A 13701-nucleotide genomic window follows, 5' to 3' on the forward strand; every position below is an offset into this window, starting at 1 on the left:
ATCGTGAGATTGTGGGGGGCGCCAGCCGAACGCATGCTCCGGGCTCGGCTACGCAACCAGTCTCGGCGCAGCTGCTGGAATTCCCTTACATGGGGCATCGAACATGCGCCTCTCGCGAACAAGTGTCGAACGCTACGACAGCAATAGCCTGGTCGATCGGGGGGCGGCTTGCGCACCGATCGACCTTGTCGCGATCGCGTCTCGATGATGATTGCGCCTTGCGAGGGTAAATCAGGTGAAGCTCCCTTTTGTAGGAGTCGTCGATGACGACGAGGCCCTGTGCCTGTCTTTGGTAGATCTGATGCGATCGATCGGTTACCGCTCTGAGCCGTTTGACAGAGCCGAAGCGCTGCTCGGCTATGCCGACCGGTTTAGCTTCGATTGCATCATTGCAGACGTTCATATGCCGGGTATGGGCGGGTTCAGCCTCATTCGTGAACTCCAGCTGCAGAAAGTCGCAGCACCGGTGATTCTAATCACCGGGCTTCCCCAAAAGCAGCTGGACGAGGAAGCGAGATCAATCGGTGCATTCTGCCTTCTCAGAAAGCCGTTCGAAACCAGCGTGTTACTTGAGTGCCTCGACAGGAGCCTTCATAGATGAAAGCGCTCTCGACCGATGATGTTGTTACCGCCACGTCCACACAATCGTCCAGCGGCGAATCTCGGGACGGTGCAGCTCGGTCAAGCATCGTTCAGCGGAAGGTGCCTTACGTAGGCAGATGGAAAAACGGTTCGCAGCGCTGGAGCCAGCTCATGCTGGCGGGGCGAGCAGGGGATGAAGCCGCATATGAGCAATTGCTTCGAGAGCTGGACCAGTGGCTTCGGGCCTACTACGCGCGTCGGCTGCCATATCCCGCTGCTGACGACGCGAGGCAGGAGGCACTTCTGGCCATCCACGCCAAGCGTCACACATTTGAACCCTCGAAGCCGTTCGGCGCCTGGGTGACGGCCATTGCCCGCTACAAATGGGTCGACCGCGTTCGCGAAGCATCGCGATACAAGGCCATCACACTCGATGACGAAATTGCAATCGAAGATCACGAGCATGCTGCGATCAGCGCTGTTACGATGGATCAGTTGCTTGGCCGATTGAAGCCCGCGCAAGAGAGCGTGATCCGTCTCGTGAAACTCAAAGGTCTTAGCATCGCGCGAGCATCCGGCGCTACTGGCCAATCCGTGGATCTGGTCAAGGTCAATATCCATCGCGGGCTGAAGAAATTGGTTGCATTGGTTTCCTGAAGTCGCTGCGACAACGAGCCCGCCGAAGACGAAGGTATGTGAGGAAAGTGAAGTTGCTTCAACTCCAAAATGAATTCCCATCCGGGATGGCCGAGTCGGCGATTGCATTCCGAAATGATGTCTTCGAAGGGCTAAGTCTCAAATCGAAGGCAATTCCGGCGAGATCGCTTTATGACCACCGCGGATCGGCTCTGTTTGAGGCTATCACCTTGCTGCCTTGGCTTCTTTCCCGGTTCGACAATCGGAAATCTGACAGTGCCCGCGGCTGTCGATTTACTACGAGCCTTGGCGGCGACGTTAGGTGCCGGATCGATGCTGCTGATAGATATCGATCGCATCAAGGATCAGGACATTCTGCTGCCGGCGTATGACGACACTCAGGGACTGACGGCCGCTTTCAATCCTAATCTCTTGCATCGAATTAACCGCGAGCTTCGTGGATCGATTCCGCTCAGTACATTTCGCCACGTGGCGCGGTGGAACGATGTAGAGTCGCGCATCGAGATGCATCTGGAAGCCGCTCGAGACGTCCGTTTCGAGATTAGCGGTCGCACTTTTTCGCTGATGACGGGGAGACCATCCACACGGAGAATAGCTTCAAATACGGGCGAAGAGACGCCTTTATCCTCCTGCAAGCCGGCGGATGGAATCCCGTTGCCGATTGGACGGATGATGCAGAACTCTTCTCCGTCATTCTCGCGGAGCAGAGGCCGCCGCGAGCGGCACCATAGGTCGCGTCGAAGGCAGAAGAGGATCATTGCAACAATATCGCCTCAACCAGCGCAATTCACGAACAGCAAGGCGCGAAGATGTCCGGCATACTGTGCGTGTATTCACGTCAACCAACCGCATTGAGGCGCGACCATGCAATTCCGTTCATCCCTCATCGTCAGCTTTGCCGCGATTCCTCTAACTGCACTCGCAGATCCAGTTTCCGCGCCGTCGTCGAAGGAGCCGAGCATGGCTGAGAGCGTGCACGTGCAGCCGCGCGGCAGCACATTCATGCCGAACTCCATTGCCGAGGATACGTTGCAGAGGCGCATTACCGATTTCAACCAGAAGCAGCAGGGGCTCGATGCAGAGCTCGACAAGAAGCTTAAAATATGTCGCGGGTGCTGATCGTTGACAGGCGTGGAGACAGCCAAAAGGTCCCGCACATGAGGCGCACTGAAGTCTGCTCGTTCCACAACGAAAGCTACGAAGGTGCGGCTCCGATGCGCGATGAAGCGCTCGAACTCGTTGTCAGGGAGTTGCAGCATCGAATGCGAAATCTCCTCAGCGTCGTTCTTTGCTTCGTTAACAACACCGATGCCGATGCTCCTTCCGATTTTCGCGCAGCACTCTCGGCGCGAATCGCCGCCCTGTCGGACGCTTGCCGGATAATCGAGGGGGCACACGAACGGGCGGTCTCTCTTGCGGCGCTGCTGGAGAGGACGCTCAAGCCGCACGCGATGTTTCACCGCGGTCGCATTGTGTTCGCAGGACCTGACCTCGCGCTGGAGCCGCACATCGCCTTGTCCCTGCACGTCATTATTCACGAATTGGCTACCAACGCGAGCAAGTACGGTGCGCTGACGTCAATTGGGGGAGCGGTCGAAATCAGCTGGGATAGCCCCTCCTGTTTCGGAGGCCGAGGTCATGCCATCCAGTGGCTCGAGCGTGGCGGACCGAGAGTGAGAAAGCCGTAACGTGGAGGTTTTGGGACAAAATTGATCAAGAGGGCTTTGCCGAGTGCAAAGGTCGATCTCGACTTCGCGGCCGATGGTGTTGTCTGTCGGCTCTTGGTCGATCTGGATCAAGCAACGACTGGTCCGGGTGCTGTTAGTTAACATCTGGACTGACTCCATGAGTAAATTGCCAGATACACCGGGCAGCTTATCGGCCTCGGCACCGCAGCCGCGTCGTCAGTGGTTGCGATCTCGCGCCGAGGACGGGTGTGTCAAAAAGGATCCCGGCCGGCCCGGGCATAGCGGGCGAAATGGCTTTGCGGCGATCAGGCCGATAAGCGTCATCCAGGATCACGTAGGGCGGAAAATCGTCGCTCGTCGTTCTTATCCCTCGCTCAATACTCTGCGTGATGAAGTGCAACGACTCCGATCGCGGTCGATCCACCAGCGGACACAATGCCGACCTCCAAGCTTTCGTGTAAATTCGTAACTCGCAGCGATTTTGTTACGCGCATTCGCAAAAAAAGTAATGCGAAATGGAACGGGCGTCGCACGACTTCTCGACTGCAGACCCGGTCCCCCCTGTAAGCCGAGCTTGGCAACACTTCCGAGTACGGTTACATGTTGCCATGACCGACGAGCTCTCGCCACAGCTTCGATGCGCGGCCGAGGTGTGCTGCGTCGAGACGCACGGACGTGACGGTCATTACGAGAACTCTCGCATGAGGCGTGGAAACGGCACACAAGAACTAAAGCTGGTCGCGAAGGCGTTTCAGATCATCTCGAGGGAGATCAGCTATCAGGGACTGGCCAAAGCCCTTCTTGCGGAGGCGCTAAGCTACTCTGGGGCGACTCGCGGAGCGATCTTGCTCAGCGGGCAACGAGAATTGCTCGCGAAGGCGGATGCGAGCTTCCCTCGCGAGAGAACGAATTTTCTTGCCTCTTTCCCGCCGAATGCCGAATTCAGTCTGCCGAACGATCTCGCTGAAGTGGTACTCGACCGCAAGGAGACCGTCGTGAGACACGCCGGAGCTGCGAGATCGGCGTTGGTTGATCCTACGAAACCGTCGTGCGGTAAGATAGCTCAGCTGTGCTTGCCGCTGGTTCATCAGGACTGGGCAATTGGCGTTCTTTATCTCGAGTCCGATGGCGATCAAGATGTTTTCACGCCACAATGTGTTTGGGTGATATCGATGCTCGCCACCCAGGCCGCCATCTCATTCGAATCGGTGCGGCTCTTCGAGGCGCTGCGCGAGACCAACATGTGGATGGTCAGAGGCCAGCAGATCGGCGGGATGGGTAGCTATCGCTGGAATACGCGGACTCTGCTCTCACGTGGCTCGCGCGAATGCTACCGCATTCTGGATCTCGACCTGGATGTAAATCCTGTGCCATTCGAGATGTTCAGAAGTAGGATTCATCCAGAAGATTATCCTGCGTTGGAGCGAGCCCTTAGTGATGCGATCAGCACCAAATCGCCATTCACTCACGAATACCGCGTCATCCACCGGGACGGAAAGTCCTTGCATGTCGTAGCCGTGGGACAATTCGATGAGGGGCCGACAGGGGATCTGGAGCTGGAAGGTATCATCACGGATATTTCCCAACGAAAGGCGGCGGAACAGGCACTCGCCGATGCGCGGAATGAGCTCGCGCGAGCGTCGGGTCTGACCACGCTTGGCGAACTCGCTGGCTCGATCATTCACGAGATCGATCAACCGTTGACGGGCATACTCACAAGCGCGGAAGCTTGCGCGCGGTGGCTCGACAGGGATCCTGCTGAGGCTGCCGAGGCGCAAAAATCGGTCACGCGTATTATCAAGCAGGCGCGTCGAGCCGCGGAGGTCGTGACCGGGGTCAGGTCCCTGTTAAGGGGTACCCAGGTTCATTTCGCGGAGTTCGATATCAACAACGCTGTTGCGGAGGTCCTTCTTCTGTCGAAAAGAGAGATCGAGCGAGCCGGTGTTTGCATCCGTACGGATTTCGATCGGTCATCACCGCATGTCGAAGCGGACCGAGTTCAAATCCAGCAGGTCGCTCTCAACCTTGTGCGGAACGCCATTGAGGCGATGGTCGAGGTTGGGGAGGGGAACCGCATTTTGACCATCTCTTCTAGGAGCGCTGATGATATGATCTTGGTCGCAATCGCGGATACCGGTGCGGGTATCAATCCGGCCGACAGGGAGCGGGTATTTGAGACTCTCTACACAACGAAGGGAGCCGGACTCGGTCTGGGACTGTCGATCTGCCGGAAGATAGTCAAGCTCCACGGAGGACAGCTATGGGTGGAAGAAAACGGGAGGTGCGGAGCGAAGTTCACTTTCATTCTCCCGCGTCGCCAGGCGGTTCGGACGTCGAAAATCCAGTAGACGTGCCTCAGTCCGGCATTGTCCATATCGTCGACGACGATCGGGCGGTTCGCGAGTCGCTTGGTGACTTGCTCGAGTCCCTGAATTACAAGGTCGCGTTGTACGGATCTGCGTCGGATTTCCTGAAGGTCGAACTATCGGATACGCCCGCGTGTCTGGTCCTCGATGTCAGATTGCCGGGCACGAGTGGTCTGGAGTTGCAAGAGTATCTGACAAAAATACATGTCGGAATCCCAGTAATTCTGATGACGGCTTTCGGTGACATTCCCATGTCTGTAAGGGGTATGAAGCTCGGAGCGGTCGATTTTCTCACCAAGCCGATACGAGATCAGGATCTTCTGGATGCCGTAACTGCCGCGATTCGAAAGGACACGGACCGGCGCGACGACAGCGCGCAGATCGCGCAATTGCAGGAGAAGTTTGCACTCCTGACCGCTCGCGAGCGGCAGGTGATGGCGCTGGTCGCGTCCGGTCTGATGAACAAACAAGTCGCCAACGAACTCTCCATCAGCGAAGCGACAGTCAAAATGCACCGCGGAAGCGTCATGCGGAAGCTGGGAGCAAGAACGGCTGCAACACTCGTTCGAATGGCGGAAGCTCTTCAACTCCAACGCTAAAGCGTTGCTAGAGACAAGCAGACCGTGCTGAAACAGCTCAGCGCGGCCTTGCCTGGTACCCATACCTAGGTATGGGCCGAAACCGCACAAGCGTGAGATTGCTCGCAGGGGCGATGAGCAGCATGTTCTCCCTGTGCGGTGCCTATAGCCAATGTTGGCAGCGCACTTGACCGGAGAGGTGACGCGCCAATTGCAGCTTGCGGCTTTAACGCCTGCATCCGGGCAACCAAGCGTCGCCTCCGCACAGAAGTTCGCTGATGAGCGAACGCAGCCATCCGGAGCACAAAGCAGGTGACGACGATGGGGATGAACGTACCAAATCCGAGTGAGAGCATCCGGCGAGCCGCAGTCTCGGCTTCGCCTATCCGGCCCGTGGGAGAGGCGCAACCGTCTAGGCTGCCCAGAGTCGCTCTTGATCCAAGAGTTAGCATAACGCCTGCCGAGCCGGTGAAGCGCCTTGAGATGGGTTGGCGTTGGTGGTTTTCAGAGAGTGTTCACCTGCCAGTCGGCAACAGAACTGAATTTCGCTTCCAGGGATCGAAACATCTTCTGGCACTCTACAACGAGGGAGCGAGGAAGAGAGGCGAGACCTTCATAGACGGCGTCTGTCGGTCGAAGCTGCGAGGTTCTGATCATATGCTGACGTTCGTCCCGGCTGGACGCGCTTATTGGGAATGGCATGAGGCTGCCTCCTTCGCGCAAGTGACCTTTCTCTACTTCGACCCTGTCGCGCTCCACAAGCCCGATGCCGGCGAGGCCGGGCTTTCGCCGAGGGTATACTTCGAAGATCCGCTGGTCTGGGAGACCGCCTCCAAGCTGAAGAAGGCGATCGAGAGCGGGGAAACGGATTGCGCACCCTATCTCGAAGCGCTCTGCGGCGTGCTTGCCCACGAGCTTTCGAGGGCGGACGACTTGGTTCGCGAGCCGACACCGGTCAGTCGTGGAGGTCTGGCAGGGTGGCAGAGGCGTGTTGTCGTCGAGTACGTCGAGGAGCATCTGGGAGAACAGGTGTGCCTGCTAAAGCTTGCCGAGCTTGCCAGGCTGAGCGTTCACCACTTTTGCCGTGCGTTCAAGAAGTCTTTCGGAATCCCGGCCTACCAATACCAAGTGTTGCGACGCATGGAGTTCGCCAAGTTGCGACTGGGTGATCGCGCGGTATCGATTACGGACATCGCATTCAGTCTCGGCTATGCGCAAACGAGCTCTTTCAGCTCGGCCTTTCGGAAGGCGACGGGTTGGACCCCTACGGACTATCGCAGGGAGCTCAAATGAAAAAGAATCTAAAAGTTTGTAACCGAGTCGCCGTGCCCCACGAAATATCTGCGTGAGAACGCCTTGGATCGACTGTGATCAGATCATCGTTTTTACAGGACGCAACGGGCGTCCAAGGGCGGGCAGCGAGGGACCGTAGATGACAAGCATTCGATACCGCAAAGCGGACGTGGACGGATTGAAGATATTCTATCGGGAGGCCGGCCCGCCTGACGCGCCTGTCCTGCTGCTGCTTCATGGCTTTCCGACAGCTGGCCACATGTTCCGCGATCTGATTCCCGCCCTCTCGGATCTCTTCCGGGTCGTGGCGCCCGATTTGCCCGGGTTTGGCCAATCCGACATGCCCGATCGCGGAACCTTTGCATATACGTTCGCCGCCTTGGCGCAAGTGATCGAGCGCTTCACTGAAGTTGTCGGACTTGCTCGCTTCTCGCTCTACGTCTTCGACTACGGCGCGCCGACAGGCTTCCGAATGGCCCTGCGACATCCCGAGCGTGTCACTTCCATCATTTCCCAGAATGGTAACGCCTATGAGGAGGGGCTGAGCGACGGCTGGAGTCCAATCCGTGCCTACTGGAAGGATTCATCGAAGGAGAACCGGTCGGCGCTGCGATCATTCCTTTCGCCGGAGATTACGGCCTGGCAATACACCCACGGGGTACCTGATGCCTCTCTGATCTCTCCCGATGGATACACGTTGGATAACTATTATCTCGCGCGCCCCGGTGCCGACGAAGTCCAGCTTGATCTTTTCGCGGACTACAAGACCAACGTCGCTCTGTATCCGGAATTCCAGGCTTACTTCCGGAAACACAAGCCACCCTTTCTGGCTGTCTGGGGCCAAAATGATCCGTTCTTCCTGCCGGCGGGTGCGAGGGCGTTCCAGCGCGATATTGCGGATGCGGAGGTGCGCTTCCTCGATACAGGCCATTTCGCACTCGAGACCCATGCCGCGGAGATCGCAGCCGTGATCCGCGATTTTTTTGTCCAGCCAACATCAGGCGCGTGACCGGATGCACTCGCGGAGCGGATTCCAGGAGGAGTATGATGCGCGCTATCGTTCTTGAGAAATTTGGCGGCCTGGACAGCCTGGTCTATCGAGACGTTCCAGAACCGGAGCCGCTGCTCGGTCACGTCGTCATCCAAGTGAAGGGATTCGGCATCAATCACGCGGAGATGCACATGCGCCGGGGCGAATGGCCCGAAGCGGCGCCGATTAGCGGAATCGAATGCGTCGGTCTGGTGGAGTCGTGTCCGGGCGCGGAATTCCCGGTAGGCGCCAAGGTGGCCGCATTGATGGGCGGTCTCGGCCGGACAATCAATGGAAGCTATGCCGAATACACGCAGGCTCCGGTCTCGAACGTCGCGCTGATCGATGTGGATCTACCCTGGGCAGAGCTCGCTGCGATACCCGAGACCTTTGCGACGGCATGGACCTGTCTCTTCCGCAATCTCGAGCTTCAGGAAGGCCAGCTTCTCGTCATCCGCGGGGCGACGTCCTCATTTGGTCAAGCGGCGCTCAAGCTTGCGGTCAATGCCGGTGTGCAGGTCGTTGCGACGTCTCGCAGGCGTGAGCGCTTCGCCATGCTGGAGAAGCTGGGGGCGACGCGTTGCGAAGTTGAACGGCGAGATCTCTCTAAGCATCTCCCCGAGGTGAAGCAGGTCGATGCAGTTCTGGATCTTGTTGGCAACAGTGTCGTGCTCGACTCACTCGCCTTGCTCCGCCGGGGCGGTCGGTCCTGCCTTGCTGGCTGGTTGGGTGGGCTCGATCCGATTGCCGATTTCAATCCGCTGTTGCAGATGGCGAGCGGCGTCTATCTGACCTTCTTCGGCAGCTTCGTGTTCGGCACGCCAGGGTTTCCTCTCTCCGACGTGCCACTTGGGGCAATAGCCGCCGATGCTGCGGCCGGGCGGCTGGATGTCAAGCCTGCCCGGATCTTTCGCTTCGACGAGATTCGCGAGGCTCATCGCGTCATGGAAGCGAACGAGGCGGTTGGGAAGATGGTCGTTGTTACCGACTGACAACCACAAGCACGGCCCCGGGGACCCAATATGTCAAAATCAGTTGCCATCGTGACGGGTGCAAGCCAGGGCATCGGCCGCGCGACCGCGGTGCGCCTGGCTCGCGATTTCTCGGCGCTTGTCCTCGTGGCGCGAAATCGCTTGAATCTGGAGGACACCGCAACGATGGTTAGGGCTGTCGGCGCAGAGGCTCTAGTGATCGAGGCTGACCTGTCCGAGCCCGGCGCGGCGAAAGCTGTCGTCGATCAGACCCTGGCGGCCTTCGGCCGGATCGATGCCCTGCTCAATGTCGCTGGCGCGGTACCCCAGGCCGATCTGTTCGAGACGACGGACGAACAGTGGGAAACCGGACTGGCCTTGAAGCTGGATGGTGCCCGGCGGCTCACGATCGCTGCCTGGCCATCGCTCATGCCAGCGAAGGGCGCCGTGGTGTTGATGTCCGGAAACTCGGCCTCCTTCCCCAAGGCGACCTATGCCGCGGTAGGCACCATCAATGCCGCAATCGTCGCTCTGGCAAAGGCGTTCTCCGATAAGGGGATCAGCGATGGTGTCCAGGTCAACAGCGTCCTGCCCGGCCCGGTGATGACAGGCCGCCGTCGCTCCTATCTTCAGCATTGGGCACCTTTGCATAACATGACGGTCGAGGAGGCAACGACGAAGTTTCCTAGGGAAGCCGGCATCGCGCGTTATGGCGAGCCAGAGGAGATTGCTGAACTAATGGCGTTCCTCGTATCGCCCGGCGCCCGCTGGATGACCGGCTCGGCCTTGCGAATGGATGGCGGCGAAGTGAAAGCGATCTGAGTTACACGCGCTGGCGGTCGCACCAGAATGACGGGCTGACGAAGCTTGGCTACATGCGCCATGCCGTTCGGCCGCAGATGGTTCGCCGTCAGTCTCATCGGGAGAACATAGCATGGCTCGTTCCGAACATTTCGACGTCGTCATTCTTGGTAGTGGTCAAGGCGGAAAGCTCCTCGCCTGGCATCTTGGCCGATCCGGCAAGAGGGTCGCGGTCGTCGAGCGCCGATGGGTCGGTGGCTCGTGTCCAGCCGTTGCGTGCCTTCCCTCCAAGAACGAACTGTGGAGCGCGCGTGTCGCCCACTTGGTCCGGAATGGGGCCAGATTTGGCAGTCAATTGAAAGGGTTTGGAGTTGATATGCCGAATGTTCGGCATCGCAAGGACGTCATGGTCGAGCGTGAGATCGCCTCCCATCTCCGTGCCTACAAGGACAGTGGCGTCGAACTCATTATGGGCAATGGTCGCCTTCTCGGTCCGAAAACGATCGAGGCCAACTTGAATGGCGGCGGCGTACGCTCGATGGTCGCTGAGAAGATTGTCATCAACGTCGGCTCCCACGCCGCCATTCCAGCTATTGCGGGCTTGCGCGACGCGCGCCCGCTGACGCACATCGAAGCGTTGGAGCTCGACGACGTGCCTCCGCACTTAATCGTGCTTGGCGGCGGGTACACCGGTATCGAGTTGGCGCAAGCGTATCGCCGCTTTGGCAGCCGCGTCACGATCATTGAACCCGGGCCGCAGATCATGGCGCGCGAAGATCCGGATGTCTCGGAAGAGATTCGTTCGGTTCTCAGCGCCGAAGGCATCGACGTTCTATCGAACGCGCAACCGAAGAGCGTCCGCGGTCTCTCCGGTGATGCCGTCTTCGTTACGGTCGACAAGGAAGGCGACAGACGTGAGATTGAAGGCAGTCACCTGTTGGTGGCAGCGGGTCGGATCGCAAACACGGCCGATATCGGCCTGGAGAATGCCGGCATTGAGCTGGACCACAGCGGTTTCATCCGGGTCAATGAACGGCTCGAGACGACCGCAGCTGGGATCTGGGCCATTGGTGAATGTGCCGGGAGCCCACAGTTTACCCATGTCTCGGTCGATGACTTCAGGATCGTGCGGGACAACATGGCTGGGGGAAACCGAAACAAGAACGATCGGCTTGTTCCACACGTGGTGTTCACGGATCCGCCGCTCGCACGCGTCGGGTTGTCCGAGGGGGAAGCGCGGCGCCACGGCCTGGCCGTTCGGATCGGAAAGTTGCCGATGTCGAACGTCTTGCGGACGGAAGCGACCGATGAAAAGGATGGATTCATGAAGGTGGTCGTCGGGGCGACGGATGATCGAATCCTGGGTTTCGCGATGATTGGGGCAGACGCGGGTGAGGTGATGGCGGTGATGCAGACAGCAATGTTGGCCGAGCTGCCATATATGCGAGTTCGTGATACGATCTTTGCGCACCTCACGATTGCCGAGGGGCTCGGGCCACTATTGGGGAGCCTGCCGGAGCGATCTCTTCGGTGACAAAGGACCAAAGAAGCGCCGATCACGCGAATTGAGAAAGGAGCAAATCTCGGACGCCAGTTCATGCGCTGGTGATCAAAGGCCCTCGACGCCGACCAAACGTGCAGAACTACACGCGTCCCGGATGCTCTTGAGCCCCTGGTAAGTTGGGCCGTAATAAAACTGTTCCCATGCCGCGAAGGTCGGGAATTCCAACAACACGATCCGCCGCGGCCCCCAGTCTCCCTCGTAAGCCTTGTGCATCCCGCCTCGCACCAGATATCTGGCTCCGGCCGCTTCCAACGCCGGCTTCACGGCTGACATGAATTCCTGATATTGCTTCAGATCAAGAATCTCGACGTCGAAAATGACATAAGCCGCCATTGCATTTGTCTCCAGCCGGTTGCGTCGGAAGTCGATCTCAAGGAGACGCTCCTTCCGAGTTCGTTTCGCCCTGGAAGGTTCACCTCAGCAGCTGCTTCTCGTTGGCGACTGGTAGGGCGTTCGATACCATGCCTCGCGGGCCGTTAGTCTTGCCGTGTAGCAGGGGATTATAGTTCAGAAGTACAAGTGTCGGGCACCGTTCAGTTCAAGGAGGCGCCCGTTTGGAGTTCGTGCTGCCCTAATCAGATAGTTTTCGCAGTTGGCGCACTTTACGAGTGCCTCCATGGGGCCTCCCTCCACGACCAGCGAGCCGAGGCCTGATACCGTATCGCATGCGTCACACTGGATCTTCGTCAGAGTGATATCAAAAGCAAAAACCTCCTGAAGGAGGTATGTAGCTGGGTCACCGCCAATCATGAGGTCGGAGATGTTGTCGGCCATGGCGATCATCCTCCTGATGGTCCAAAACGCTCGGTTTTGATGGCGAGAGGGTTGAAGCCGAGCCTCACGAGCATGCTCGAGATGCTTTCGACAAACCCCGTGAGGCCGCAAATGAAGAACGCCGGCTTTTGCTCGCGCGGAAAGATGTTTGCTGTGAGCAGAGCCTCGTCGACCCGTCCTCGATGCCCCTCCCAGTCGCCCGGATGCTCGCGGGTCAGCGCATAGATCAGACGCAAGTCTTGATCGCTCTGAGACATTTCATCAAGTTCATCTCGATATACGACGTCAGGCACGCTACGTGCCGAATAGATTAATGATGCCGGTACGCGGTCGCGCGACCTATTGCGGTGGCGCAACATAGCCATCAACGGTGTAATCCCGGTTCCTCCTGCGACTAGGCAAATCGGGCCACCGAGCGTTTGGCTCCAGATGAAATGGCCCCCAATGGGCCCGCGAAATTCGAGAAAGTCACCAGCCCGCAGTTCGTCGAGCAGATAGGGGGAGACCTCACCGCCCTCGATCCGCTCTACGGTGAGAGTGATCAGCTCCTCCTCCGGAGGCGACGCGATCGAGTAGCTTCGTTCGGCCCGATAGCCGTCGCCAGCGGTGAGGCGTATGTCGACGTGTTGTCCGGGCCAGTGCCCGGACCAGCGGGTAGGCTGCAGGACGATGCTCTTTACCCGGCTTGTCTCGGCCACGACGGCCTGCACGCGTCCGACCTGCCATTCGATCCTGTGCCGCAACGGAGGCGCATCAATCACCATCATATCGCTGCTCCCTCCAGGGACCGCCGTAGTTGTGATAGCCACGCGACTCCCAGAATCCCGGCTCGTCCTTGGGCATGAAGCGCAGTCTCCGGAGCCACTTTGCACTCTTCCAAAAATAGAGGTGAGGAACGAGAAGCCGCGCAGGGCCTCCATGCGCCGGGGCAAGCGGCAAACCCTCATAGCGGGTCGCAATCATCGCCTTTCCCGCGATCAGGTCGGCAACGGGCAGGTTCGTGGTGTACCCGCCGTCACAGTGCGCCGTGACATAAGCGTCCGGCGGCTCGCTCAGTCCAACCACCTTCAGAAGGTCGTCGAACGTGACGCCCTGCCAAACCGTGTTGAGCTTCGTCCATTTCGTGACGCAGTGAATGTCGGTCGCGATCGTGGTCTGGGGCAGTGCTTCGAATTCGTCCCAGGACCACTTGCCAAGTAGCGCGCCGCCAAGTTGAAGCGCAATCTTCCAATCGGCGATGCGGATCTCCGGTGTCGGCCCGGCGGAGAGCACGGGGAAGTCGGTCGTCAGATACTGGCCCGGTGGCAACCGGGGCGCTCCGGGCGTCTGTCGCTTTGATCTGAAGCCGCGGGAAACGGGATGCTGGTCCATGGATGCGTGCCCTTGGATGGTGACGC

16 protein-coding genes and 1 pseudogene are annotated in these 13701 nt (G+C 58.8%); 13 read left to right on the forward strand and 4 right to left on the reverse strand.

Going from position 1 to position 13701, the window contains the following annotated elements; translation table 11 throughout:
* Nucleotides 1-235 precede the first annotated feature (235 nt).
* The 13 genes and pseudogenes from ABIB00_RS29465 (at nt 236) to ABIB00_RS29525 (ending at nt 11500) form a co-directional block, all read left to right on the forward strand.
* Nucleotides 236-601, forward strand: coding sequence for a response regulator transcription factor (locus ABIB00_RS29465; protein WP_354106764.1), 366 nt, complete (start codon nt 236-238; stop codon nt 599-601).
* Nucleotides 598-1239, forward strand: coding sequence for a sigma-70 family RNA polymerase sigma factor (locus ABIB00_RS29470; protein ID WP_354106765.1), 642 nt, complete (start codon nt 598-600; stop codon nt 1237-1239). Before ABIB00_RS29465 ends, ABIB00_RS29470 begins: the two co-directional genes overlap by 4 nt.
* A gap of 86 nt (nt 1240-1325) precedes the next feature.
* Entirely contained in the window at nt 1326-1610 is a 285-nt protein-coding gene (locus tag ABIB00_RS29475) for an L-histidine N(alpha)-methyltransferase (protein WP_354106837.1), read from the forward strand.
* Nucleotides 1495-1970 (forward strand): annotated as a pseudogene (locus ABIB00_RS29480) (L-histidine N(alpha)-methyltransferase). The gene ABIB00_RS29475 and the pseudogene ABIB00_RS29480 overlap by 116 nt, the downstream one beginning before the upstream one ends.
* 229 nt (nt 1971-2199) lie before the next feature.
* Nucleotides 2200-2358 carry a hypothetical protein gene (locus tag ABIB00_RS29485; RefSeq protein ID WP_354106766.1) on the forward strand — a complete coding sequence of 53 codons (159 nt, stop codon included), beginning with the start codon at nt 2200-2202 and terminating at the stop codon, nt 2356-2358.
* Nucleotides 2343-2927 (forward strand): HWE histidine kinase domain-containing protein, encoded by a 585-nt coding sequence (locus ABIB00_RS29490; RefSeq protein WP_354106767.1) that lies wholly within the window; start codon nt 2343-2345, stop codon nt 2925-2927. Before ABIB00_RS29485 ends, ABIB00_RS29490 begins: the two co-directional genes overlap by 16 nt.
* 608 nt (nt 2928-3535) lie before the next feature.
* Nucleotides 3536-5275, forward strand: coding sequence for a GAF domain-containing sensor histidine kinase (locus ABIB00_RS29495; RefSeq protein ID WP_354106768.1), 1740 nt, complete (start codon nt 3536-3538; stop codon nt 5273-5275).
* Nucleotides 5276-5277: 2 nt separating this feature from the next.
* Nucleotides 5278-5892: a response regulator transcription factor gene (locus ABIB00_RS29500; protein WP_354106769.1), complete on the forward strand. Its 615-nt coding sequence runs from the start codon at nt 5278-5280 to the stop codon at nt 5890-5892.
* Nucleotides 5893-6528: 636 nt separating this feature from the next.
* Complete coding sequence (locus ABIB00_RS29505) at nt 6529-7164, forward strand: helix-turn-helix transcriptional regulator (protein ID WP_354106770.1); 636 nt, start codon at nt 6529-6531, stop codon at nt 7162-7164.
* 139 nt (nt 7165-7303) lie between these two features.
* Nucleotides 7304-8173, forward strand: a complete 870-nt coding sequence (locus ABIB00_RS29510; RefSeq protein ID WP_354106771.1) for an alpha/beta fold hydrolase — start codon at nt 7304-7306, stop codon at nt 8171-8173.
* 35 nt (nt 8174-8208) lie between these two features.
* A complete protein-coding gene (locus ABIB00_RS29515; RefSeq protein ID WP_354106772.1) occupies nt 8209-9186 on the forward strand; it encodes a zinc-binding alcohol dehydrogenase family protein in 978 nt (325 codons plus the stop codon).
* A 30-nt stretch (nt 9187-9216) separates the two neighbouring features.
* Nucleotides 9217-9987: an SDR family oxidoreductase gene (locus tag ABIB00_RS29520; protein WP_354106773.1), complete on the forward strand. Its 771-nt coding sequence runs from the start codon at nt 9217-9219 to the stop codon at nt 9985-9987.
* Nucleotides 9988-10099: 112 nt separating this feature from the next.
* Nucleotides 10100-11500 (forward strand): dihydrolipoyl dehydrogenase family protein, encoded by a 1401-nt coding sequence (locus tag ABIB00_RS29525; RefSeq protein ID WP_354106774.1) that lies wholly within the window; start codon nt 10100-10102, stop codon nt 11498-11500.
* Nucleotides 11501-11575: 75 nt separating this feature from the next.
* Here the strand turns inward: ABIB00_RS29525 and ABIB00_RS29530 are convergent, their stop codons facing one another.
* From ABIB00_RS29530 to ABIB00_RS29545, 4 genes are all read right to left on the reverse strand, one after another.
* On the reverse strand, nt 11576-11863 hold the full coding sequence (locus tag ABIB00_RS29530; RefSeq protein WP_354106775.1) for a DUF1330 domain-containing protein: 288 nt from the start codon (nt 11861-11863) through the stop codon (nt 11576-11578).
* 174 nt (nt 11864-12037) lie between these two features.
* Nucleotides 12038-12304: a DUF6510 family protein gene (locus tag ABIB00_RS29535; RefSeq protein WP_354106776.1), complete on the reverse strand. Its 267-nt coding sequence runs from the start codon at nt 12302-12304 to the stop codon at nt 12038-12040.
* A 5-nt stretch (nt 12305-12309) separates the two neighbouring features.
* Nucleotides 12310-13071 (reverse strand): ferredoxin reductase, encoded by a 762-nt coding sequence (locus tag ABIB00_RS29540; protein ID WP_354106777.1) that lies wholly within the window; start codon nt 13069-13071, stop codon nt 12310-12312.
* Complete coding sequence (locus tag ABIB00_RS29545) at nt 13058-13675, reverse strand: sulfite oxidase-like oxidoreductase (protein WP_354106778.1); 618 nt, start codon at nt 13673-13675, stop codon at nt 13058-13060. The genes ABIB00_RS29540 and ABIB00_RS29545 overlap by 14 nt, the downstream gene beginning before the upstream one ends.
* Nucleotides 13676-13701: the final 26 nt, after the last annotated feature.

Origin of the sequence: Bradyrhizobium sp. LB14.3 (assembly GCF_040547985.1) — a bacterium.
In the GTDB taxonomy this organism is placed as follows: Bacteria; Pseudomonadota; Alphaproteobacteria; order Rhizobiales; family Xanthobacteraceae; genus Bradyrhizobium.

Bases quoted from the DNA above. Each gene is read 5' to 3' on its own strand.
- ABIB00_RS29470 (WP_354106765.1), top strand. From the start codon at position 598: ATGAAAGCGCTCTCGACCGATGATGTTGTTACCGCCACGTCCACACAA.
- ABIB00_RS29475 (WP_354106837.1), top strand. From the start codon at position 1,326: ATGGCCGAGTCGGCGATTGCATTCCGAAATGATGTCTTCGAAGGGCTA.
- ABIB00_RS29485 (WP_354106766.1), top strand. From the start codon at position 2,200: ATGGCTGAGAGCGTGCACGTGCAGCCGCGCGGCAGCACATTCATGCCG.
- ABIB00_RS29490 (WP_354106767.1), top strand. From the start codon at position 2,343: ATGTCGCGGGTGCTGATCGTTGACAGGCGTGGAGACAGCCAAAAGGTC.
- ABIB00_RS29495 (WP_354106768.1), top strand. From the start codon at position 3,536: ATGACCGACGAGCTCTCGCCACAGCTTCGATGCGCGGCCGAGGTGTGC.
- ABIB00_RS29505 (WP_354106770.1), top strand. From the start codon at position 6,529: ATGCTGACGTTCGTCCCGGCTGGACGCGCTTATTGGGAATGGCATGAG.
- ABIB00_RS29510 (WP_354106771.1), top strand. From the start codon at position 7,304: ATGACAAGCATTCGATACCGCAAAGCGGACGTGGACGGATTGAAGATA.
- ABIB00_RS29515 (WP_354106772.1), top strand. From the start codon at position 8,209: ATGATGCGCGCTATCGTTCTTGAGAAATTTGGCGGCCTGGACAGCCTG.
- ABIB00_RS29520 (WP_354106773.1), top strand. From the start codon at position 9,217: ATGTCAAAATCAGTTGCCATCGTGACGGGTGCAAGCCAGGGCATCGGC.
- ABIB00_RS29525 (WP_354106774.1), top strand. From the start codon at position 10,100: ATGGCTCGTTCCGAACATTTCGACGTCGTCATTCTTGGTAGTGGTCAA.
- ABIB00_RS29530 (WP_354106775.1), bottom strand. From the start codon at position 11,863: ATGGCGGCTTATGTCATTTTCGACGTCGAGATTCTTGATCTGAAGCAA.
- ABIB00_RS29535 (WP_354106776.1), bottom strand. From the start codon at position 12,304: ATGGCCGACAACATCTCCGACCTCATGATTGGCGGTGACCCAGCTACA.
- ABIB00_RS29540 (WP_354106777.1), bottom strand. From the start codon at position 13,071: ATGATGGTGATTGATGCGCCTCCGTTGCGGCACAGGATCGAATGGCAG.
- ABIB00_RS29545 (WP_354106778.1), bottom strand. From the start codon at position 13,675: ATGGACCAGCATCCCGTTTCCCGCGGCTTCAGATCAAAGCGACAGACG.